The organism is Streptomyces sp. NPDC034670 (assembly GCF_055574875.1).
The window spans coordinates 16,548-39,634 of record NZ_JBVITR010000013.1; the positions used below are offsets into that span (position 1 = coordinate 16,548).

16 protein-coding genes and 1 pseudogene are annotated in these 23,087 nt (G+C 71.3%); 11 read left to right on the plus strand and 6 right to left on the minus strand.

Annotated elements, in window-relative coordinates:
* Positions 1 to 11 precede the first annotated feature (11 nt).
* Positions 12 to 497, plus strand: coding sequence for a hypothetical protein (locus ACZ56B_RS12165; protein WP_468788952.1), 486 nt, complete (start codon positions 12 to 14; stop codon positions 495 to 497).
* Between the two features lie 357 nt (positions 498 to 854).
* Here the strand turns inward: ACZ56B_RS12165 and ACZ56B_RS12170 are convergent, their stop codons facing one another.
* The 3 genes from ACZ56B_RS12170 to ACZ56B_RS12180 form a co-directional block, all read right to left on the minus strand.
* Positions 855 to 1,253 carry a hypothetical protein gene (locus ACZ56B_RS12170; RefSeq protein ID WP_468788953.1) on the minus strand — a complete coding sequence of 133 codons (399 nt, stop codon included), beginning with the start codon at positions 1,251 to 1,253 and terminating at the stop codon, positions 855 to 857.
* Between the two features lie 441 nt (positions 1,254 to 1,694).
* A complete protein-coding gene (locus ACZ56B_RS12175; protein WP_468788955.1) occupies positions 1,695 to 2,744 on the minus strand; it encodes an alpha/beta hydrolase in 1,050 nt (349 codons plus the stop codon).
* On the minus strand, positions 2,741 to 3,385 hold the full coding sequence (locus ACZ56B_RS12180; RefSeq protein ID WP_468788957.1) for a hypothetical protein: 645 nt from the start codon (positions 3,383 to 3,385) through the stop codon (positions 2,741 to 2,743). Before ACZ56B_RS12180 ends, ACZ56B_RS12175 begins: the two co-directional genes overlap by 4 nt.
* 50 nt (positions 3,386 to 3,435) lie before the next feature.
* Here ACZ56B_RS12180 and ACZ56B_RS12185 point away from each other — a divergent pair, with 50 nt between their 5' ends.
* The 9 genes and pseudogenes from ACZ56B_RS12185 to ACZ56B_RS12225 all read left to right on the plus strand — a co-directional run bounded on the left by ACZ56B_RS12185 (position 3,436) and on the right by ACZ56B_RS12225 (position 16,685).
* On the plus strand, positions 3,436 to 3,957 hold the full coding sequence (locus ACZ56B_RS12185; protein WP_468789098.1) for a hypothetical protein: 522 nt from the start codon (positions 3,436 to 3,438) through the stop codon (positions 3,955 to 3,957).
* Positions 3,927 to 5,354, plus strand: coding sequence for a hypothetical protein (locus ACZ56B_RS12190; RefSeq protein WP_468788959.1), 1,428 nt, complete (start codon positions 3,927 to 3,929; stop codon positions 5,352 to 5,354). The genes ACZ56B_RS12185 and ACZ56B_RS12190 overlap by 31 nt, the downstream gene beginning before the upstream one ends.
* Positions 5,351 to 6,775 carry a vWA domain-containing protein gene (locus ACZ56B_RS12195; RefSeq protein WP_468788961.1) on the plus strand — a complete coding sequence of 475 codons (1,425 nt, stop codon included), beginning with the start codon at positions 5,351 to 5,353 and terminating at the stop codon, positions 6,773 to 6,775. The genes ACZ56B_RS12190 and ACZ56B_RS12195 overlap by 4 nt, the downstream gene beginning before the upstream one ends.
* Positions 6,776 to 6,919: 144 nt before the next feature.
* The gene (locus ACZ56B_RS12200) at positions 6,920 to 8,041 is read left to right on the plus strand and encodes an ATP-binding protein (protein ID WP_468788963.1); all 1,122 of its coding nucleotides are present in this window, start codon (positions 6,920 to 6,922) and stop codon (positions 8,039 to 8,041) included.
* A gap of 14 nt (positions 8,042 to 8,055) precedes the next feature.
* The gene (locus tag ACZ56B_RS12205; protein WP_468789099.1) at positions 8,056 to 10,998 is read left to right on the plus strand and encodes a DUF5682 family protein; all 2,943 of its coding nucleotides are present in this window, start codon (positions 8,056 to 8,058) and stop codon (positions 10,996 to 10,998) included.
* Positions 10,999 to 11,763: 765 nt separating this feature from the next.
* Positions 11,764 to 12,228: a hypothetical protein gene (locus ACZ56B_RS12210; protein WP_468788965.1), complete on the plus strand. Its 465-nt coding sequence runs from the start codon at positions 11,764 to 11,766 to the stop codon at positions 12,226 to 12,228.
* A gap of 8 nt (positions 12,229 to 12,236) precedes the next feature.
* A pseudogene (locus ACZ56B_RS12215) lies at positions 12,237 to 14,053 on the plus strand (alpha/beta hydrolase).
* Positions 14,050 to 14,649 carry a hypothetical protein gene (locus ACZ56B_RS12220; RefSeq protein WP_468788967.1) on the plus strand — a complete coding sequence of 200 codons (600 nt, stop codon included), beginning with the start codon at positions 14,050 to 14,052 and terminating at the stop codon, positions 14,647 to 14,649. Before ACZ56B_RS12215 ends, ACZ56B_RS12220 begins: the two are co-directional and overlap by 4 nt.
* Positions 14,650 to 14,927: 278 nt before the next feature.
* Entirely contained in the window at positions 14,928 to 16,685 is a 1,758-nt protein-coding gene (locus tag ACZ56B_RS12225; protein ID WP_468788969.1) for an NlpC/P60 family protein, read from the plus strand.
* A 182-nt stretch (positions 16,686 to 16,867) separates the two neighbouring features.
* Here the strand turns inward: ACZ56B_RS12225 and ACZ56B_RS12230 are convergent, their stop codons facing one another.
* The 3 genes from ACZ56B_RS12230 to brxD form a co-directional block, all read right to left on the minus strand.
* Complete coding sequence (locus ACZ56B_RS12230; protein WP_468788971.1) at positions 16,868 to 18,469, minus strand: competence protein CoiA family protein; 1,602 nt, start codon at positions 18,467 to 18,469, stop codon at positions 16,868 to 16,870.
* 74 nt (positions 18,470 to 18,543) lie between these two features.
* A complete protein-coding gene (locus ACZ56B_RS12235) occupies positions 18,544 to 20,751 on the minus strand; it encodes a DEAD/DEAH box helicase (RefSeq protein ID WP_468788973.1) in 2,208 nt (735 codons plus the stop codon).
* Positions 20,751 to 22,100: a BREX system ATP-binding protein BrxD gene (gene brxD, locus ACZ56B_RS12240; RefSeq protein WP_468788975.1), complete on the minus strand. Its 1,350-nt coding sequence runs from the start codon at positions 22,098 to 22,100 to the stop codon at positions 20,751 to 20,753. The genes ACZ56B_RS12235 and brxD overlap by 1 nt, the downstream gene beginning before the upstream one ends.
* Positions 22,101 to 22,296: 196 nt before the next feature.
* On the opposite strand from brxD, the gene ACZ56B_RS12245 reads away from it, so the two are divergent.
* A complete protein-coding gene (locus ACZ56B_RS12245) occupies positions 22,297 to 23,025 on the plus strand; it encodes a DUF4839 domain-containing protein (protein WP_468788976.1) in 729 nt (242 codons plus the stop codon).
* Positions 23,026 to 23,087 lie beyond the last annotated feature (62 nt).

Consider the following 23,087-nt stretch of genomic DNA (forward strand, 5'->3'; position numbering starts at 1 on the left):
AAAGTGGTCACATGGATCTCTATGTTGCGTCGAGAAGTCGTCCGACCCTCGACCTCTGGTCCTCGACGTTGCCGAGACCAAAGGATGTCGCAATCGAATTCTTCGATGAAAACGAACGGTCCGCGCAGGCCGATGTGCTCGTCATGTCGGGGGTGTGGGCTTTTGACAGGTACGGCGGAAAGCCTGAAAGGGAAACAGCACAACTCCTCCCCAACACAAGGGGGGACGGTCTGCCACATTGGATCGTCGTCCCACCATTCCTTCCGGTTGCCGAACGGAACGGGAAGGTCGTCGTACGCGAGGACTTCACCTCTGTCAGTCCCGCCTATCACGCCATCCTCGAGTCTCTGCGATGCATCCGGAGGGAGTTCGGTGACGCGGTTTCCGTCACACTGCATCTCCCCCTACTGGGAATGGATGATCCCGATGACAGGCCGACAGCGGAGTCGGTCGGGCGCGCCATTTCTCAGTTCTTGACCGAGCGCGGCATGTCCTGAATGCACGGATCCGGCAGGGCGTTCACCCAGTTCCACGAGGCGCTGCGCCTCCCGGACCACTTCGACGGGGGCCGGAACGCACCAAAGGACTGACCGAACGATCTCCACCGGCGCAACGTCGAACACTTCCTCGTCACCATCGAGGACCTTCACGTCGCACTCCCCGAGAGCCCGGAAGAACGTGAAATCCTTTCTCGTGCCGTGGACGATGCCGCGATGTTCCGGTCAGGGAAACCCGACGCGCGTTCCAGGCGAACAGACGACTGACCCAGAGAGCACTCGTACGCCCCGAGGCGCCGTGACGCAGCCGCCGGCCCTGCTCCGGTGACGCCGGGCACCCGACCGTCCCCGTGCCGGTCAGAGGCCCGCCCGCGTCAGCAGCACCGGCAACGCCTCCGGTTTCACCGTCTGCACCGACCGCACCTGTCCGAGTCCCAGTTCGTCCCGGCCCACGGGGTCGCGGTGCAGTGCCTTCGTCGCCTCGGGGAGCAGGGTCACCGCGACCAGGTACGGGATGTCGGGGGCGTCCGGGTCGCTGCGGGGCTCCTCGTCGACCTCGGCCACCGCGGCGACCGCCGGCTCCGGGTGGGTGAAGAAGAACCACAGACGGTCGCCCCGTCTCATGCGGTTGCGGCGCCCGAGCCAGAGGTCGAGCTCGGGCTCCTCCTCCGCCAGCCGGCGTATCGCCTCCTTGTCGGACGGCTCCCCGTCCAGCGTGTCCCTGTTCGGATTGAGGATGTAGAACCAGTCCGCCACGACTCCCCCTCGGCCGGCGCACGCGACCACCACCGGACCCGCACGCACACCACGCACCGCTCACACAGCGATCGTCACGCCCCATGGTGCCAAGTCGCTCCGGTATCCGCAGCCACCCGTTCCCGACAACCCGCGCTTTCACGTCCGGTAGAATGCCCCCCTTCCTGCGCCCTGTCCGAGCGTGTGGACTCCTTCCCTACTTCTCTTCCGCGGTTTCCGGTTGGCCGTCGCGGCCGTTGTCCGGTGCCGACTCGCCGGAGAGTTCCTCCATCGGCGCGACCCGCCCGAACCCCGGCAGGACCGAGGCCGACCGCGAGCTGTCCGGCACCGCGTCGGTGGAGGTCGCCCACGCCGAGCGCACGCCGCCGGCCCACCGATCCGGCGCACCGCCGTCCCGGCGCATCGGCCGTCCCGGCGGTGCCCGCGAGGACGTGAGTGACCTCAAGGGGCCCGCAGGGCGCCGAGCAGCAGCGGCAGGGAGGCGTGCAGTTCGCGTTCCCAGTACGGCCAGGCGTGGGTGCCCGGGCCGTAGAAGTGGGTGGTGACGTGCCGCGCGCCCACGCGCCTCAGTTCGGCGGCGAGGGCGTGGTTCTGCCGGTTGAAGTCGGCCTCGAGGGCGCTGGTGCGGCCCGGCGGGTCCAGGGGGCCGGTGGTGCCGTCGCCGCACGACAGGTACACGGGGGTCGACTTGAGCCGCCGCGCCAGGTGGAAGGGGTCGTGGGCCTGCCAGACGCGGCGCTGTGCGACCGGGTCGCCCCAGACCCGCAGCGGGTCGTCGCCCTGGCCCGCGAAGAAGCCCATGAGGCGGTCGACCGACTCGTCGTTCAGGAGCGGGTGGGCGGAGCCGGAGTAGGCGGCGGCCGCCTTGAACATGCCGGGGTGCCGGGCCGCGTAGAGGAGGGCGCCCTGGCCCCCCATCGACAGTCCGGCCACGACGCGGTCGCGGCCCGCGCCCCAGTCGCGCTCAAGGAGCCTGCGCAGTTCCACGGTGTGGAAGGTCTCCCACGCGGGATCGCCGCCCCGGCCGTGGTTCCACCAGTCGCTGTACCAGCCGTTCCAGCCGGCCTCGGGCATGACGACGAGCACGTCGCGCAGGCCGTCGGTCTCCGCGACGTCCGTCATCGCGGTCCACGAGGTGTAGTCCCCGCAGCAGCCGTGCAGGAGCCAGAGGGTCGGCCAGTGCCGGCGCCGGTCGTGGGGGTCCCAGCCGTCGGGGGTGAGGAGCCGGACCGTGACCGTCCGGCCGCCCAGGGCGGCCGAGCGGACCGACAGGTCGACTTGTCGGTCCGCGACCTCGGTGACCGCGACGACCTCGGCGCCGCGCGGTCCCGGTTTCGGGGGACGGGAGGTGTCGGTCTGCTGTTCGGCGGCGGTGGCCACGGGCGGGGCGGCGGCGAACGCCGGCGTGGTCGGCGCGAGGGTGAGGAGCAGGACGGCGAGGAGGAGGGGGACACGGGATCGGAGGCGGGTCGGGGCGGCGGTCGCGGTCACGGGCACGGCGGCTCCCTGCGGTGCGGTTCGTCGGTGCGTGGACGTGCGTGGACGTGCGTGGACGTGCCCGGCGGCGGAGCCGGGGCCGCCTGTGCCGGCAACGCGCCGAACGCGACGAGGACGCCGAGGACGGCACCCGCGCCGCACACTCTCTTCTTCACTCTGCACCGCCTGCGGGAAGGGACGTGAAGGTGTGTCAGGGGGTTGTCGGAGGAGCCCTTCCCACGAGGAGGGGCCACGATGCGCGCAGGTCCGGCCGGCAGCCGGCGCGCGTACGCGTGCACCGGGTGGAGGGCGGCCAGTTTGCTCGTCGAGTACGCGGTGCGGCCGGCGGCCGCGGTGTGCGGCTCGGGGAAGGCGCCCGTGCGGGCGAGGACGTCGGGGGACTTCCGGACGGGTCCGGGGACCATGCCCATGGTGTGCCTGAAGTCGCCGAAGTGCGTGTCGCTGACGGTGATCACGATCCGGGCGGGAGCGGTGAGGCGGTCCTGGATCAGGCGGACGAACAGGTGGTGGGCGAGCACGTTGACGGTGAAGGCGGCCTTGAACCCACCGGGCCCCTCGGTGAGCGCGTCGCTCCCCTCCCGCGCGGCCCCCGGGCGGCGTCGCGGCAGCGGTCGGCCCGCGCTGTCAGTGGTCACCGATAGCTTCGATCATGTTCCGCCGAGGTGGCGTGAACGCCCCCTTTCGCATGCATGGGAGATGTGCGTTGTCGGTCTGGGAGAGGTCGAGCACGGCGCGGGTGGTGCCGTCCGCGCGACCGCGGAAACTGGCCAAGGTGCCCTTCGTGGAGCTGGCGGACGGGCGGCTGCAGGGCGTGGTGTCCAGCGGGTCGGACATCGGGCGCGTGTACGTGTCGTCGGTCGAGGCGGGGACGTACGCGTTCGCGTGCAGCACCAACAACAACCGTCCCTGCGGCGGGGCGCGCGGGTGGTTCTGCAACCACATACGCGCCCTCGTCGGCGAGGCCGTGCTGCAGTACGGCCTCGAGCGCGTGGCCCGGTACCTGAAGGTCGAGGTCACCGCCGAGGAGCCGGACGCGGACTCCGTCACCGGCGCCATGACCGCCGCCCGCCCGCCGCAGGGCGACCGCTCGGCCGCGGCGCAGGTGTTCAGCCGGTTCCTGCGGCACCTGGCCTACCTCGAACTGGAGCCGGCCACCGCCCCGCTGCCCGAGATGCAGTGGTTCCCGACGACGAGGGCGGTGGCCTGATGCGCGCCGATCTGCTGACCGACGCCGTCGACGGGCTCGACGAGGCGCTCACGGCCGTCGACGGCTTCGACGAGGCCCTCGTCGGCGGGCTGCTGCGTCCGCAGCCCGGTCAGGCCGGCGCGCTGGCCGGGCTCGCCGACGCCGTCGCCGCGTCGCCGCTGGCCTCGCGGGTCGCCGAGGCGGCCGAGAAGGCGGCCGCCGGGGCCGCCGGGGAGGACCACTTCGTCGCGCTCGCCGCCGCCCGCACCGCCCTGCTCGGCTCCGTGCACGACGCGCTGACCGCCCGGGTCGAGGAGGCCGTCGGCCGGCCCCGGGCCGAGGAGGGCGGCGCCGCGCCGGGCGGCGGCGAGGAGCACGCGGCGAACCTGCGCGCCGCCGCCCGCGGCTGGCTGTGCGATCTCGCGCGGGCCGGCTGGCGGGGCATCGACCACGAACTCGTCGGCGGGGCCGCGCCCGTGGTCTCCGCGCTGCTGCCCGACCCGGCGGTGCGCCGTCTCGCCACGCTGCTGGACGGCTTCGCCGCCGAGCTCGCCGCCTCCTGTCCGGGGGCGACCCTGGAGCGGGTTCCGGTGCGCCGGTGGGCCGATCTGTGGTCGCGGGCGCTGCTGCTGACGCTGCCCGGTGCGGACGCCGCGCCCGCCGTCGCCGGGGCGAGCGGCCGGCTGCTGCCGCTCGGCGTCGACGTCCAGGAGCACGCCACCGCCGTGCAGGCCCAGGTGCACGCGGTGTTCGAACCCGCGGACGGCGGTGCGCCCCGGCTCGTGCGGGCCTCGGTCTCCGCGCCGAAGCCCGACACGGTCGTCGGGGCGGGGCTGTGGCAGCTGCTCCGGCCGCACATGTCGCTGCTGGGTGCCGTGGGCGAGGGCCGTGCCGTGGAGCTCGACGCCATGCCCCTGACCGCCGAGGGCGACCTGCTGTGGGACGACGCCCGGGCCCGGACGGGCGAGCCCGCCGAGGTCTTCACCACCGCCCGGGTGGCGCTGCCGGCCGCGGCCGCCTTCCCGACGGCGCCCCTGGACCGGCACCCGGCCCGGATCGCGGTGCCCGTCCTGCTCGAGGGGTACGCGGTGGAGAAGGGCGACGACGGCACGGTCGCCTTCGAGGTCGCCGGGCGGCGTCTCGCCGTCGACACCGACCGCGTGCCGGCCGCCGGTCCGCTCACCCCCCAGGCCGTCGCCTCGTCCAAGGCGTGCGTGGCGCTGCTGCGCTGGGACGCCGGGGAGTTCCTGCTGCAGCCGCTCGCCGTGGAGCGGACGGTGCGCAAGCAGGCCGTGGCCGTCCACGCCGGGGCCTGGGCCGGGGGCACCACCGACAAGGCCGGCGTGCGGGCCGAGAAGGCGGCCACCGACGCCGTCAAGGTGCTGCGCGAGCGGGCGGGAAGGCTGCTGCGGAAATGACCGAGCAGACCGCGGGGCGGGTCCCCGCGCCCGATCCGGACGACAACCGGCGGCAGGTCCTCTACTGGCGCCTGCTGGCCCGTCTCTTCGACCCCGAGGAGCAGGCCTCCCTGGAGTCGGCGAGTCTCGCCGTGGTCGAGGACATCGGCCTGCCGGCCGCGCTGCTCGACCCGGGGGCGTCCGTCGACTCCGTGGTGCAGCGGCACCCGGAGCTGGCCGCCGAGTTCGACGGGCTGATGACGCCCGGGCCGGAGGCGGACGGCACGCGTGACCGGGCCGCCGAGGTGCGGCGCGCGGCGCTCGCGTCGAAGGTGCTGCTGAACGTCTTCGCCTCCCACCCCGGCACCGTCACCGCCGAGCAGCTGGCCCGCTGGCAGTCCGACGCGGGCTGGCTGGAGCGGGCGCTGGGCTGCCGGCCCGGTGAACTGCGCGGCGGCCGGGGCGGCATGAACCGGGCGGGTGCCGGCGGGGGCGTCGGCCCGACCGGGACCGGCGTCGGCGGGCCCGTGCCCGACCTCGGTCGCCTGATCCCCGAGATCGGCCCGGAGCTCGGCTCGATCGAGGCCGGTCTGGTCCAGCGCATGCACCTGCGCGAGGTGCTGGCCGATCCGCGGCTGGCGGCCCGGCTGACACCGAGCATGTCCCTGATCGAGCAGTTGCTGCGCGACAAGAACAACCTCTCCGGCGTGGCCCTGGCCAACGCCAAGGCGCTGATCCGCCGTTACGTCGACGAGGTCACCGAGGTGCTGCGCACCCAGGTGGAGAAGGCCACGGTCGGCGAACTCGACCGGTCCGTGCCGCCCAAGCGGGTCTTCCGCAACCTCGACCTCGACCGCACCATCTGGAAGAACCTCACCAACTGGGACCCGGAGGAGGAGCGGCTGTACGTCGACCGCCTCTACTACCGGCACACCAGCCGCAGGACGACGCCGCAGCGGCTGATCGTGGTGGTGGACCAGTCGGGTTCCATGGTCGACTCGATGGTCAACTGCACCATCCTGGCGTCCATCTTCGCCGGGCTGCCGAAGGTGGACGTCCACCTGATCGCCTACGACACGCAGGCGCTGGACCTGACGCCCTGGGCGCACGACCCGTTCGAGACGCTGCTGCGCACCAAGCTCGGCGGCGGCACCGACGGCACCGTCGCCATGGCGCTCGCCCAGCCGAAGATCGCCGAGCCGCGCAACACGGTCGTGGTGTGGATCTCCGACTTCTACGAGTGGAGGACCCACGAGCTGTTCGAGAGCATGGCCGCCGTCCACCGCTCGGGGGCGAAGTTCATCCCGGTGGGGTCGGTGACCAGCTCCGGCCGCGGCAGCGTGAACCCGTGGTTCCGGGAGAAGTTCAAGGACCTCGGCACACCGGTGATCTCCGGTCACATCAAGAAGCTCGTGCACGAACTCAAGACGTTCCTCACCTGAGCGCGTCCCGCCCTGACCGGCTCCCGTCCGATCGGCTCACCTCCGAGCAGCCCTCACCCGATCGCGTCCCCTCCGATCGCGTCCCATCACCTCACGCACACGCTCCGTCCGTTGTGCGGTCCCGTACGGAAAGGCCTTCCCTCCATGTCCGACCTGCTGCGTGCCCCCGCCGAGATCAAGTACGCCGAGGAGCTCGACTGGCTGGAGTCGATCGACGACAGCCCCAAGCCGTTCTCGTGGCGCCTGTCGCCGAAGATGGTCCGCCTGTTCATCCTCGGCTCCGAGCGCGCCGACGGCCTGGACCGGGAGGTCCCGCAGAAGTGGTTCGGCGACCGCAGCTTCGTGGAGCGCTCGATCGTCACCCTCGCCTCCGACCGCGGCCTGCTGCTCATCGGCGACCCCGGCACGGGCAAGAGCTGGCTGGCCGAGCTGCTGTCCGCGGCGATCTGCCGCAACTCCACGCTGGTGGTGCAGGGCACGGCCGGCACCACCGAGGACCACATCAAGTACTCCTGGAACGTGTCCATGGTCATCGCCAAGGGCCAGTCGCGGGAGTCGATGATCCCCTCACCGATCATGACCGCGATGGAGGCCGGCGCCATCGGCCGCTTCGAGGAGCTGACCCGCTCCACCAGCGACGTCCAGGACGCGTTGATCTCCATCCTCTCCGAGAAGTACATCTCCGTCCCCGAGCTGGAGAGCGGCGGCAGCGACAACATCGTGTTCGCCAAGCCGGGCTTCTCCATCATCGCCACGGCCAACAGCCGCGACCGGGGCGTCAACGACCTGTCCTCCGCGCTCAAGCGCCGCTTCAACTTCGTCCGCATCCCGGTGGTGACGAACAAGAAGAGCGAGGCGGAGATCGTCCGCTTCCGCACCGAGGAGCTGCTGCGCCGGCACGCCATCGACCTGGAGGTGCCGCCGACCCTGCTGGACGTGCTGCTGCAGAGCTTCGCCGACCTGCGGGCGTCCGCCGCGGCGGCCGGCAGCGACGACGAGAAGCTGGAGTCCGCGCTGTCCACGGCCGAGCAGATCGGCGTGCTGGAGGACGCCGTGCTGCACAGCAACTTCTTCGGCGAGCGCACCCTCACCGCCCGCGCCCTCGCCTCCTCGCTCGTCGGCTCCCTCACCCGCCGCGAGCCGGAGGACCTGGCCATCCTCAACAAGTACCTGCACGGCGTCGTCGAGCCGCGCAGCAAGGAGGAGGGCGGCTCCTGGCCCGAGTTCCTCGAGGGCGGCCGCGACGCGATCGCCACCCTGTCGTGAACGGCGCGCACACGATGAACGGAACCGGCGAGACCCGGGACGGCGCCTTCGCCGCGCTGCGCGGGCAACTGCAGGAGGCGGCGGCCGCGTTCGCGGGCGGGCCCGACGCCCTGGAGGACATCCTGCTCGGCATGGTCGACGACGTCGACCGCGCGGTGCGCGAACCCCTGGAGATCTTCCCCGTCTGCCACCACTCCCCCGCCTCGGCGCTCGCCATGGCCCGGCGCCTGCGCGAGAAGCAGCCCAAGGTCGTCTACCTGGAGCTGTGCGAGGACATGGCGCCGCTGCTGACCGAGCTGCGCACCTGCCGGCTGCCGGTGGCGGTGCAGGCGTTCGCCGGGGACGTCGACGGCTTCCCCCAGGAGTGGGCGCCGCTGTCGGTCGTCGCGCCGGTCACCGAGGCGTCCGCCGAGTACCAGGCCATCGCCTACGCGCTCGACACCCCGGGCGTCGAACTGGTCCTGGTCGACCGGTCCTCGGACCACGTCTTCCAGTGGGACACCCGGGGCGGGCACGCCCCGCAGCCCACGGCCCGGGACGGCGGGGGCGAACCGCCCGAGGCGGAGGCCGCCCTGCACGGCGAGGCCGTCGGCGTGGAGATCGGCGACCTGCGGCCGCGCTTCGCCGAACTGGAGGAGCACCTGCTGCGCCACGGCAGGGTGCGGCACTGGTCGGAGTGGTGGCACCAGTACGTCGAGGTGCCCCTCGGCGACAGCGACCACGCCACCTACCGCCAGGTCATGTTCCTCATCGGCAGCCTGTTCCGGCGCCTCGCCCCCGGTGACGGCGCCCGGGTCCGGGTGGACGAGGACCGCGAGCGGTACATGTGGACCCGGATGCGCGAGCACCTGGCGGCGACCGGCACCGACCCGGAGGACTGCCTGTACGTCTGCGGCGCCTTCCACGCGGCCAGCCGCGTGGAGGAGTTCGGCGTGCACGGCGCCGACACGTTCGAGATCTCCCCGCGCACCGGCACCACCTGGCAGTACGGGCTGATCCCGTCCAGCCACGCGGCGATCGAGGCGCAGTTCGGCCTCGCTGCGGGTTCGGTGTCGATCGCCGCGACGGAGTGGACGAAGGCGCTCAGGCGCACCCGGGTCCAGCCGTACCGGCTGGCGGGCCAGGCGGGGGCGGAGAAGGCCGCGGCGAGGAAGGCCCGGGGCGCGCGGGCGGCGGTCCCCGCCCAGGAGCCGCCGGCCGCGGACCGGCTGTCCGGGTTCCTGCGTCGGCCTCCCGTCCTCGACGCCCTGGACGAGGCCGAGCTGCTCGGCTGGTCGGTGGACATCGTGCGCGCGGCCCGGCGCAACGGCTACCTGGCCTCCACCGCCGACGCCATCGCGGTCTTCGAGACGTCGATCCTGCTCGCCGGGATGCGGGACCGGGCCAAGCCCACGCCGTACGACTTCCAGGACGCGGCGGTCACCTGCATCGAGAAGGACACCGTGCCCGGGCGGCGGGACGTGCGGCGCCTGGTCGAGATCATGATGGGCGGCGACCGGATCGGCCGGGTGGGCTACGAGGCGCTGCCGCCGCTCGCCCGCGACGTGTACGACCGGCTCGCCCCGCTGGAGCTGAAGCTCCAGCAGCGCGGTGTGCAGCGGGCCCTGCTGGACATGGCCTCCCGGCCGGAGCTGCGGGCGTGCTCGGACGTGCTGTGGATGCTGCGGCGGCTGATGCCGCACGGCGCGGCCCGGCCGATCATGGGCGAGCGGCGGCTCGGCGAGCGGTCGATCCAGGAGTCGTGGGACCTGGCGCTCGGCACCCACCAGCGGGCCCTCATCGAGCTGGGCTACGAGGGGGTCAGCCTCGAACAGGTCCTGGAGCAGCGGCTGCGGCGCGAGGCGTACGGGCCGCAGGCGACCGCGGCGACCGTGCTGGCGGCGGTCGAGGACGCGGTTCTGTACCTGGGCAGCCGGCGCCTCGCCGACGAACTCGGCACGCACGCGCTGAAGGTGCTCGCCGCCGAGCGCAGCGTCGACGGCGCGCCGGAGGTGCTGCGGCGGGTCCGCGCGCTGCTGGCGTACTACCGCACCAGCGAGCCGGCGCTGCCCTCGTGGATCGAGTCCTTCGCCAAGACCGGCTACGCCCACTACTGCACCCTGCTGCCGACGGCGTTCCGGGACGAGGACGCGACGGCGGGGCAGGTCGCCGCGATGCTCGGCTTCCTGTTCTCCATGGAGGGCCTCGCCCTGTCCCTGGGGTGCGACCGGACGCAGCTGGAGCTCGCGGTCGCCCAGTCGCACCCCGACGACCCGTCGAGGACGGCGCTGCTGTGGGCGGCGCAGGTGCAGCTCGGCACCCTGTCCCGGGCCGAGCTGCGGGCCCGGTGCGCGGCGCTGCTGGACAACCCCCTGGTGGTGCCCGCCTACCCGCGCTACCTCAGCGGTTTCGTGCACGCGCTGGAGCCCGTGCCGGGGCTCGCGGACGTGGTGGTGGAGGCGGTGTCGAACGCCTTCGGGCGCCTGCCGGACGCGGTGCTGCTGCCCTGGCTCCCGCTCCTGATCACCACCCTGCGCTCGGGCGCCGCGGACCTCGCCCCGCTGCTGGTCCGCGAGGCGGGGCGGATCTTCCCGGGCCGGCTGGAGGCGCTGGACGCGTGGGTGCCGCCGTGGCGGATGCCGCAGCGGGCGGACCCGTTCGCGGCCCGCCGGGCGGAGCCCGCCGCCCCCGACCGCCGGGGCGCCGCGCTGCTGGCCGCCCATCCCGCGGCCTGCGACGCGGTGGCGGAGCTGCTGGGCTGCACCGAGGGATGGGCCCCGGCCGGCACCGGCGCCATGGCCCGCCGGGGCACCGCGCTGCTGGCCGCGCATCCGGCGGCGTGCGACGCGGTGGCGGGACTACTGGGCTGCGACGGCGGGTGGGCCGCGGCGGTCGGCGCTCCCCCGCGGGGCGCCGCGCTCACCGCGCGTCACCCGGCCACGTCGAGGGCCCTGGAGTCACTGCTCGCGCGCGCATGACGGCGTCGGCCGGGTCCTGGTGCCCCGGGACCCGGCCCCGCTCCCTCATCGGCACACCGCCGGCAAGGAAGGACGCTGCCGGTTCTCCGGACAGCCCCGGACAGTTCCTCGGCACAGCAGGCCGTCGAGGACCCCGAGTTACCCGCAGTCCGCGCCTGAGGACCGCCCTGCATGCCTCTGTGATGTCACGGTCCTCTCGAAGCGCGGAAGGGCGAACAGGCGCAGAATGCGAGATCTGCAGCAGACATCCGGCTCGTCTCCTTTTGCATGCGAACACTCCTCCGTCCCGTGCAGCGGAACATGCCCCACCGTCTTCAGCCCTGATCCGGTCGGCGGCCACGGCCGCATCCGGCGCGGACGCCGTGCCGGAGGGCCCGTGCGAGGAGAGCGTGCCCGACAGTCTGCGCGGTTGGGCCACGCCGTCCCACCGCGGGCGGGTGTGGCGGACTTCCGGATGGAGGCCGTGCGGTGGCAGATCGGCACCGCACGGCCGACCCTCCAGGCCGACACGTTGCGGCCCCGGTCGCGAACCTCCCCGCTGGTCCGCAAGGGGGTTGACGCCGCCTCCCCACGCACCGGGCATCGTCGTTCGATCTGGTCGAGGCGCGGTTCCGTCTGAGTACAGATACTCAGGTGCCGTGATGACCGATACGGATGGGGCCCATGGTGAAGGAGCGTTACCGTTCCTCCGGACCACCGCAGCGTCGCGGTCGTACGTTCACATCCGCTCGGCGGCGCATCACGGGAAACGGGGAGGGGCCAGGCATGGCATGGGAGGAGTGGGAGCAGCTCAAGGCCGCAGCGGTCGAGCGGCAGTCCACGCAGACGCAGCTCAACCAGTTGCCGGCCGACCAGGGCGGCAGCGGCACGAGGGGTGTTTATGGTCCTCCTTCCGGCAGGTTGAGGTCGGACAAGGCGGTGTGGTCCAAGGCAGGGGAAGCCGTCGGTGGCCTGCGGGACAACACCGGCAGAGCACTGGCGGAGCTGAAGGCGGGCCAAACGGGGCTCGGCAAGGGGCCCGGGTGCCTGACCGCGGCAGCGCAGCAGGGCGTGTACGACTCGTGGGAGCGCCGGGTGAAGGACATCAGCGAGCTCTGTGACGGGCTCGCCGGCGTGCTGGAGAAGACGGGTAACGACCAACTGAGGACCGATGAGGCTGTCAAGGCCGAGATCGCCAGACTCAAGGTCGGCTCCGGGGGCACGTCCACTGCCGACGGCAGGAGTCGGTGATCCACCGCATGGACATCAAGACACTCAAGGCCCTCAAGCCGTCCGAGTACGCGGAGGCGGCGGACGGATACCGGGCGGTGAGCGACATGGCCGATGCGGCCAGGGACCGCATCGACAAGCAGATCACCAAGACGATGCAGAAGGCCAATGAGGGTGAGGCCGCGGACGCAGCGCAGAAGCAGTTGAAGAAGCTTTCGGAGAACTTCCATTACACCGGGGTCGAGTGCGGCCTGGTCAGCGGGGCGCTCAACGGCTTCTCGTCCGAGATCTCGGCCCCCAGACGCCACCTGGTGGAGGCACTGGAGGATGCAGCGGCCCTGGGATACCCCGTCAGTGCGAACGGTGACGTCACCTATCCCGCCGGCGGTAAGAACGAGCTGACCGGAGACGAACTTCCCGGCGGCACAGCCGTGGGCGACAACGGCATGCTGGGCCCCGGCAACAGGAGGCTGCACGGACCTGACAGCGACGGGTTGTACGCACCGGGCACCGGGATCGGTGTCCTCGACCCGCACCACGGGAATCCACACCACGCGAAGGCCCAGGACATCGCCGACCGCATCGCCCACGCCCTGCGCGAGGCCGGGGAAATCGACGAACGGTACAGCAGGGCGCTGAACAAGCTCAAGGCAGCGCCGGGACTGACCGTCAGCGCGAAGACGTGGGCGAACGTGGCGTCCGATGCCGATGCCGTCAGCTCGGCCGCGAGTGAGTACATCCGGGACAGCATCCCGCTGGACAAGTCGCCTGCCGACCGCAAGGAGTGGTGGGACAGCCTCGGCAACGAGGAGCGCGACGAGTACAGGAGAGCCTTCCCTGAACTCATCGGAAACCTGGACGGTATTCCGATCGCGGTGCGCGATGAGGCGAACCGCGAGAATCTGGGAATGCTCATCGCGCAGATGGAGGTCCGGAGCGACGATGACTCCCGGACCAAGCTGACAGGGTTGAGGGGTATCCAGAAGAAGCTCGGCGAGGGCAGCGAGCCGCCAATGTACCTGATTGGAATCGGTGACGAAGGGAACGGCCGCGCGATCGTCAGCTACGGGAACCCCGACACTGCGAAAAATGTATCCGCTTATGTTCCTGGGCTCGGCACGAAGCTCGACAAAGAATTCGCAGAAGGCACCCTCGCCCGCGGATTGGACACTGCGAAGGGCGCCCAGAAGTACGATTCGTCCAGCGCGGCAATCGTATGGCTTGGGTACGACGCCCCCCAGAGCGTCGACGTCATGTCCATGAGCGACGCGGAGAAGGGCGCACCCGCCTACAACAGTTTCATGAGCGGACTGGGGGCCACCAATGAACACGAGAACCCGCACCTGACGGCGATCGGCACTCTTACGGTTCTCTTACCGTCGGCACGGCAGCCCAACAGGAGGGTGGCATCCCCGGGGCTGACGACATCATTCTTCTGGGCAGTCCCGGTGTCGGTGCGGACAGGGCCGAAGATCTCGGCGTCGGTAAAGATCATGTATTTGTAGGCTCCGCGGAGAACGATCCCGTCACCATGCTCCCTTCAAGGCATCAGGCTGCCGCCGGAGCCCTGTTCTTCGGCGGCGGGCCGCTGAGTTCCTACATCGCTGGAGACATCGCCGACCAAGGGGATGACGACCTGTGGTTCGGAAAGGACCCCGCAAGTGAGGCGTTCGGAGCCAGACGTTTTCAGGTCGATGACGGGCCAAGGCCCTTCATCGACGGTGAGGGGCCCACTCCCGCTCACTCCAACTACTTCACACCTACAAAGGATCGCGTTTCCGCTGACAACATCGCCCTGATCGTTTCCGGAAACTCGCAGGAGATCAAGGTAGACCAACCGCGATGAAGGAAAAACTTAAGCATCTTTCCGTGGTCGCTGCGGTCAGCACCGTGCTGTCCGGGTGCGGAACACTGGGCAAGGAAGGTGAAGCCTCAAGTGGGAGGAGTGACGTGGAAATGAACATGCAGGAGGCCGCGGAGCATGCCGATGCCATGCTTGATGCAGTTTTCGAAAGCATCGAACCCGAAGTGCAATGGACTCATGACGAGACGACCACCACGAGCTGTGACCTCATCCGCCGCCGCACAGTGATGACAATCATTTCCACGGAGCGGCGCGGAAGTTTCCTGGGACTGGTGGAGCGATTTTGGGAAAAAAGCGGCTATGAAATCACGGCAGTGAACAAGAGCCTCAAATTCCCCGCGGTCTATGCAGAGGATTCCGACGGATTCACCATCAGCCTGAGCATTGGCGATCAGGGTCAGGCGTTCTTCGAGGCGGCGACTCCTTGCGTGGAAGAATCCACGGTCGCCGATCCCACAAGCAGTCCGAAGGGCGTCAATTACGCAGGGAAAAAAATCCCCCGACCGAACGTTCACTCCGATTTTTGGTCGTCAACCACGCCGATCCCCTCTGCCCCGCCCACGGAATCGGCGGACTGACGATGCCCCAGAACAGCCGTCATCGTAGCCCTACGGAAGCGTTCGCCGGCATAGACCGTCAGGGCCCCCGCGAGTTCACATAGCTTTTCTCGCGCCTTCGGGTCTGCCGATCGGTCCACCGGTGGGGTGCCGCCGCGACGGACCGGTCCGAACCTGCCCCATGGTCACGGTGGTTGCCTCAGGGGGACGATCCTCACGGGGCCGACACCGGTCCGGGCCGGCCGGAGTTCTCCCCGCAAACGCCGTGCCCGGGCGCGGAACACGCGATCATGTGCCGCATGATCAATGCTTCCCGACGCAGCCTGCTGACCGCCTTCGCCGCCTCCGCCGCCTCCGTCCCGCTGGCCGGGGCGGTCGCCGCCCCGGCGCGCGCCGCCTCGTCCGCTCCCGTGTCCGTGCAGCCCCTCGCGGCCGCGACCGGACTGGCCGCGGCCCGGTCCTCCGTGACGCTGTCCCCGCTGGACGCCTCCTACTTCGCCCCGGTGGCGCTCGACGCCTCGCTCACCACGACCGTGCTGCCGGGCACCCCGGCCCGTACCGAGGTCACCTCGGGCGGCAGACGCGTCGCGCTGCTGACCCACGGCGCGCGGACCGTCGTGCTGCCGGGGCCGCGGCGCACGTTCACCGAGGACAAGCGGCTCTTCGAGGACGACTTCCGGCGCACCCTGCCGGACCTGTCGCTGCCGGTCGCGCAACGGCAGTACTGGGGCTCCTCCCCCGGCGGCGGCGTCTGGTCCACCCTCGGGCCCGCCGCCACCGACTACTCGGTGGTGCCGGGCGCCGGCATCATCGACCTGACCACCGATTACGCCAGCCGCCACGCCAGTCTGCGCGACGGCGAGATCACCGACGTCGACGTGTGCTCCGTGGCGAGGTTCGACAAGGTTCCCACCGGCGAGGCGTGCTCGTACGCGCTGTCCTTCGGCTACCAGGACACCCACAACAACTACCGGGCCCGGCTGTCCTTCCTCACCACGGGCGCGGTCCAGCTGCGCGTCGAGAAGGAGGTCGCCGACACCGTCACCCAGCTGACCCCGGCGCTGACCCTCGCCACGGGGGTGCCCGCGCACACCGACTGGACGATCCGGGTGCGGCGCGAGGGCTCCCGCATCCGGGTCAAGGCGTGGCGGTCGGAGTCGGCCGAACCGTCCGCCTGGGCCGTCGACGTCAGCGACTCCACCTTCGCCGAGGGCCGGGTGGGACTGCGCGCCCTGGCCAACCGGGGGTGCACCAACCTGCCGGTCAGGCTCTCCGTCAGCCGCTTCCAGGTGACCGCCGCGACCTGGAAGGTCCCGCCGAGCGTCACGCACGGCGACTGGGTGCGGGTGCTGCCCGAGCCGTTCGACGGCACCTGGACCGGGGAACTGGACCGGGTCATACGCGGCTGGGCCGGCTCCACGGCCCCGGACGTGCTCGCACACGCCGCGATGTTCCTCGGCGGGGCTCCGGCGGTGACGGCCGGGGCGGGACCGGCCCGGGGCAGGCAGGTGCTGGGAGAGGCCGGGTACGGCCACCTGAACCCCCAGGGCCAGCGTTACGAGGGCGCCGACTTCCACGAGTACATGGGCATCGGCTGGACCTTCGACGACGGCGCCCACACCGGGCCGTCCAGCAAGCAGGTCGGCAACCTCGACTGCTCGGGGTACACGCGCATGGTGTACGGCTACCACATGGGCGTTCCGCTGGCGGCGGGCGAGGACACCTCCCGGCAGCGGCTGCCCCGCAAGTCCCGGGACATGGCGGAGTACGCGCCCGGCGTGCGCATCGACCGGACCGACGGCACCGCGCCGCCCGCCGCCGCGCTGCTCCAGCCCGGTGACCTGGTGCTGTTCAACGCCGACTCCGGTGACGACCAGCAGACGGCCACCGTCGACCACGTCGGCATCTACCTGGGCGAGGACGCGGCCGGCAAGCGCCGTTTCCTCTCCAGCCGCAAGACCGTCAACGGACCCACCATGGCCGACCTCGGCGGCGCCTCGCTGCTGGACGGCACGGGCACCTACGCCAGGACGCTGCACACCGTGCACCGCGTCTGACGTCTCACCGTGCGGTCCGGTCCCGCCACCGAGGGGGCGGCCCAAGACTGATCGTCGGCGGGCCGGTGGTCCCGGATCCGTCGGACCTCGTGCCCGGGGACGGCGTCCCCGAGGAACCGGCCGCCCGATGACCGGGAGAGGGCTTCTGGGGGCCGGTGCGCATGCCCCGGCCCCCAGGGGCCTCACCGTCGAGCGTACGGCGGGACACCCTCCGCGCCGACCACGAACCGTTTCCCGCCCGGGCGCATGTGACCGCGCACGTCCCGTTCCCATGCGGCCTGCGCCTCGCCGGGTGCGGGTACCGGCCGGTCCAGATGGTCCAGCACCCGGGCGTACAGCGGGTGCACGCGATGGCCGCGGGCGGCGACGAGAGCCGACAGGAGAGGTCGGTCGGAGCACGTCGCACGGTCGACCTCGACGAGTACCGCCACCTTGTCGTCCGGGTGCAGCCCGGGAAGCCGGGCATCCAGGCGCGTGCCCAGTTCCGTCCAGGTGAGCGGACGAGCCGTCCGGGCGGCGGTGCCCAGGGCCCATCGCACCAGGTCGGCGTAAGCGCGTATCTCGTTGAGTGTGGGCCGTGCCACCAGCCGCATCGCGTGGGAGCGCCAGGAAGCCACCCGTCGTCGCAGAACGGGGTCCAGGGGACGCCATCTCGTCTTCTCGCAGGCCTCGATGTCACGAAGGACACCGTGGAGTTGGTCGAGGTGGAGTTCGTCCCCGACGCGATCGAGGTGATCGAGGAGGAGAACAAGGCGTTCGGTCGCCCGTCTGTCCTCCTCCGCCTGGATCCGCTGAAGCAGCGGTACCGGGGGTCGCGGTCGCTCCCCCGGTCCGGCACTCCCTGCGGGGATCTGCTCGTCCTGCTGCTGAGGCTTCGCCGGCGGAGGGGGCTCAGGCGCACAGGACTGCCGGTCCGCCTTCGCGGCCGGAAGGACGGTGGCGCGGGAGGCGCCCCGGGGAGAGGAGGGAACCGGCTCGACACGACGCACCCGGTGGAGGGTTGCGGGGTCGGCCTGCGGGACGGGATGTGCGGGCGGTCTCGTTTCCCGGCTGCGAGGGACGAGCCCGTCCGGAGTGGATGTGAGCGCGGGTGGCTGCATGCCGTGTTCGGTCATGCGGCACTCGGAGAGCGGGACCCACTCGACGGGAGTCTCCGGGAACTGCACGCCGACTTCCACGACACGCGTGACACCGAGTGGGCGGCACTGGATGCGCAGGGCGTGGCCCCGGCGGTCCACCTGCCAGTTGGCCAGCATGCTGTCCGGGCCGAACACCCAGTGGACGTCCACCCACTGGGTCAGAAGTTCCGCGTCGGTTCGTTCCCACTCGGCCTTGGACCTCCTGGCCAACTGCACGCGCATCAGGTGCCGGAGCGGGCTGCCGTCGCGGGTGAAGGAGACATCGACGACCTCACGCAGGCCCTGCCCCCGCTGTTGGTAGCGGACCTGGACGTTCTTGAACCTCTGGTTCTTCAACCAGTCCGCCAAGGCCCTGCCGATGTAGAGGTGGTCGGCGCTGGCCTCGTTCGTCGAGGCCCGTCGACATCGGCCCGAGACGACGTGCGCGAAGTGACACTTCTTGTCACGGTACTTGCGGGCCGACAGTTTCTTGCCGCAGCCGCCGAGCAGTGTGCCGCAGTAGAACTCCCGGGCCGGGTATTCGCGTATGAACCGGTCGTAAGCCGCTGCGTCCATGGGCAGGTACACCGGGCGGTCGGCACCCGGGGACCCCGCGACGGCTGTCTGGACCTTGCGCGTGTCCTCTTCCTCAACGGCTGTGGGCATGGTCGGGCTCCGGGGATGACGAGGCGTGCGGACGAGGGGAGGACGGCCCCGCACACTCCGGCGCGAAGCCCGCTTCAGGCGAGGTCGTTTAAGACCTGCAGGCGTACGGGCTCGGCCAGAACCGCGCGGGCGCTCTCGAAGTCGGCCAGGCGTGCCGCGACCGTGGCGACGGCGAGGCGTTCCGGGAGGGCGGTGGAGAACTTCAGCCCGCGCACGGCCCGACGGTCCACGTCGGGCAGGACCAGGCTCTCGCCGACGCTCTCGCGGGCCGCGCGCCAGTCGGCCGGGGTGAGGTCCTCGCGCAGGCGCAGCCAGCAGTCGGTGGGGCGTTGCAGGGGGTCGGCGACCGCTGGGAGGGTGGCGGCGAGGGTGGCGTTGGCGCGGTAGCCGGCCCAGGTCCACCAGCGGACGTCGCTGCCGACGCGGGTGACCAGGGTGCCGCCCGGGCGCACGGTGCCGGGGGCGTCGGTCTCACGCTGCTCGGCCAGGCACGCCTCGGCACGGCGGGTGAGGGAGACGGGCGGGTCCGCGCCCAGCAGCACCTCGCGCATGGCACGGGTGAGGGCGTACGAGAGGCCCGCGATGCCGCCGTTCATCCATTTGGCGACGCCGCCGCCGTCGACGGGTTCGACGAAGACGCGTTTGCGCGTCCAGTCGATGTAGGTGACCTGCCAGCTCCGCCCTCCGAGCAGCAGGCGCCGCGGGCCGGGCCGTTCCTCGGTGAGCACGCTCGGATCGGTGCGGCCGATCTCGGTGCGCCCGGACAGCACGGTGAACTGCGGCGGCGCGGTGAAGGACGCGGTGAGTTCGATGAAGTGCCGCTTGCCGAAGCGGCGTTCCGCCTCGGGGCCGACGAACAGCATGCCGCCGTCGTTGTCGAGGTAGCCCTCCTCGGTGAGGAAGCTCAGGATCGGGGCGGCGGACCGGTCGAAGGGGGCGAGGCCGTTCCACTGCCGGTCCCACAACTGGTCGCCGAGCTTGTGCTGTTGGAGGGTGACGGCGAGGAGTTGCTGGGCCACGAGGTGACGCGGCTCGGGCGGTGGGAGGACCGGTTCGACCCAGCCGCGGGACCACAGCAACAGCAACCCGGCCGCTTGGAGCAGCGTGTCCTTGCGGGTGGTGAGGAACAGGCAGTTGCGTAGGGTGCCGGGACGCCGGCCGGTGCGGCCGATGCGCTGCAGGAAGGAGGCGACGGAGGCCGGGGAGTCGATCTGGATGACGCGGTCCAGGTCGCCGACGTCGATGCCGAGTTCGAGGGTGGAGGTGGAGACGATGACGCAGTCGCGCGCCTCGGCGAAGGCCTGCTCGGAACGGGTGCGCTCATCGACGGAGAGGGAGGCGTGGGACAGGAAGACGGTCACCTCTCGGGCCCGGAGCGCGGCGCCCAGTTCCTCGACCTGGCGGCGCGAGTCGCAGAAGACGAGGCGTTTCTCTCCCCGGTGCAGGGCGGCGATGAGCTTGGCGGCGTTGTCGAGGGAGCCCACGTAGTCGAGTTCCACCTCACCGGCGGGCCTGGAGGAGGGAGCTTCGGCGGCTTGCTCCCCGTGTCCGGCCGCATCGGTGGCGGGCAGGTGGACGTCCGGCGCGACAACCTGTCCGGTGCGGCTCCCGGCACCGGCCCCTTGCAGCCAGCGCAGCAGGTGCTCGGGGTTGCCGACGGTCGCCGAGAGGCCGACGCGCTGGATGGGCCGGCCGGTGACTCGCTCCAGCCGTTCGAGCACGGCGAGCAGGTGCCAGCCCCGGTCGTCGCCCGCGAAGGCGTGCACCTCGTCGACGACGACGGCCCGTACGTTCCCCAGCAGCCGCGCGTGGTCGGTCTTGACGCCGATCAGCATCGCTTCGAGCGACTCGGGCGTGGTCAGCAGGATGTCCGGCGCCTCGGTGCGGATGCGCTGCCGCTGCGACTCCTTGGTGTCGCCGTGCCAGAGGGCCGCGCGCCGCCCCAGCCACTGGGCGTAGGTGTCGACGCGGCCGACCAGGTTGTTGAGGAGTGCCTTGAGGGGACACAGGTACAGCACCGAGGTGCCGGCCCACCGCTGTTCGGCCATCGCCGACAGCAGCGGGAAGCAGGCCGCCTCGGTCTTGCCGCCGGCCGTCGGGGCCAGCAGGACGGCGTCCTCACCGTCCATGAGCGGGGTGATCGCCGCCCGCTGCAGGGGGCGCAGGTCGGGCCAGCCGAGGGTGTTGACGATGTGGTGCAGGACGACGGGGTCGAGCCGGTCGAGTACGTCGGTCTCTCCCCCCGCCGGCCCCGCCCCGGCCGGGCTGTCGGCGTCCCCCATCACAGCTCCAGGTCGATGTCGTCGGCGGACGCGGTACCGCCGGTGACCGTGACGGCCAGGTTGCGTTCCACGTCGGTGAGCTCACTGCTCGCAACCGTCAGCTTGTAATGTTGTCGCGGGTCGAAGTCGTCGAACTGGTCCACGCGGTCGAGGACGTCCCCGACGAGCTTCTTCAGGAACAGCCGGGGCGCCACCCCGACCTTTCCGCCCAGCGCTCCGCCGACGGCCCGCGCGAGGTCCGCGACGTAGGCGTCGTCGACGACCGTCCGCACGCGCTCGGGCGATGTGGCGGCGTCCGCGTACAGGTCCCGGATGGTGACGCCAAGGCCGACGAGCGACTCCTGGGTGAAGCCGGGCAGCCGGATCTGCACCGCGCGGGGGTTGTCGAAGCGCGGGTCGGTGGTGAAGTCGGTGGCGAGCCGCTGGGTGAGCGGGGCGAGGCGCTGGACGCCCTGCTGGCCGTCGTAGAAGGCGGGTGTGCCGGTGATCACGAGGTACAGGCCGGGGAAGCGGCCGGAGTGCACCTCGTCGATGAGCTGCCGCAGCGCGTTGAGCGCCTTGTCGCGGGCGTCGGAGCGGACCCGCTGGAGTGTCTCCACCTCGTCGAGGACGACGAAGAGCCCGGTGTGCCCGGAGTCGCGCAGCACGGTGAGCAGGCCCTGCAGGAAGCCGAGCGCCCCGAAGTGGTCGAGGTCGCCGCGCACCCCGGCGGACCTGCGGGCGGAGGCGGCGACGTGCGGCTGGCCGCCGAGCCACGCCAGCACGGCCGCGGCGGTCGCCTCGTCGCCGTCGGCGAGGGCGGCCCGGTAGCCGCGCAGGGCGGTGGCGAAGGACGGGGCGTGCCGGGACACCTCGGCGAGCCGCGCGACGAGCAGTTTCTCCACCTCGCCGGGCAGCTCCTCCTCGGTCGCGCCGGCCGCGAGGGCGTCCTCCTCCAGGGCGTAGAACCAGGCGTCGACGACCGGGCGCAGGGCGCTGGGCGGGAAGCTGGAGGTGGTGAGGCGCTCGGTGAGCCGCCGGTAGACCGTCTCCAGCTTGTGCAGCGGCGTCTCGTTCTCGGAGATCTGGATCTCGGCCACGGCGAAGTTGCGGCGCTTGGCCCGCTCCCCCAGCCAGCGGGTGAAGAAGGTCTTGCCGGACCCGTACTCACCGCGCACGGCCTTGAACACGGACCCGCCGGACGCGACGGCGTCCAGTTCCGCGTCGAGGGCCGCCTCGAACCGGTCGAGCCCGGTGGCGAGCAGGTCGAGCCCGCTCTCGGGCACGGCCCCGCGGCGCAGGGCGTCGACGACGGTACGGCGGCGGGCCGCGCTGACCTGTACGGGGCGCTTGGATCCGGTGGTGCTCACGGGGAACAGTGTTCCATCTCCTCATACGCCAGCACCCGGGCGAAGGGCCACGATGTCCGGTTCGTGGGCAAGTGCCCTTTGATTCGAGCTTCCGTGCTCGACACCGACGGTGAGGCGACGTTGTCGGGGTTCCCGCCGCCGTCCCTTATGCTCGCGAGGCCGTTGGTGTGAACAGTGCATTTGGGGGGCGCGGCACATGGCCGACGAGATCAAGTACGAGTGCAGGACCGTGCAGACCGTGCGCGGCACCGACGGCTTGGTGATCTCGAAGATGCAGAAGGACGGCTGGGAGTTCGTCGAACAGTCCCAGGGCACGTTTCGCTCCACCCTCACCTTCCGTCGACCGAAGAAGCCGCTGCCGTGGCCCCTGATCGGCGCGGCAGCCGCCGTTCTCGTGATCTTGGCCGTCGTCATCGGCACTGCCTCTGCACTCAGCGACGGAGACGAGAAGAAGAACGAGTCAGCCAAGTCGGCAGCCGCTGCGAGCGAGAAGCCTTCTGCTACGCCGACTCCGACCGCGGCCGAGCCGTCTGCCGTCGAGATGATCACGCCTGAGAACAACTCGGAGTTCGCGGCGCTACTGAAGACGGCGGACACCTGCGACGACGCGAACGCGGACTTCGCGACCAAGTATGAGGGCCAGACGATCGCGTTCAACGGCTCGATCGTCGACATGGCACCCCACGGTGACTACGACACCCGCTACGACTTCCTCCTGGGCCCTGGCGACAAGGGACCGAACACGACGGTCGGCCCGGCCTTCAAGTACGAGGACGTCAACGTCGTCGAACTGAAACTGGCCGGCAAGGAGGTCCCCGCCACCGTCGGCACAGGCGACAAGTTCCGCTTCGTCGCCGAGGTGGGCGACTTCAACGCGGTCCAGTGCCTCCTCCACCTCGACCCGCTCTCGACGGAAACCCGGTAGCAACCCTCCTCCAGGGACATCAAGGACCTCCTCCGTCGCCTGGTGCTCACGGGTTGTCCCGT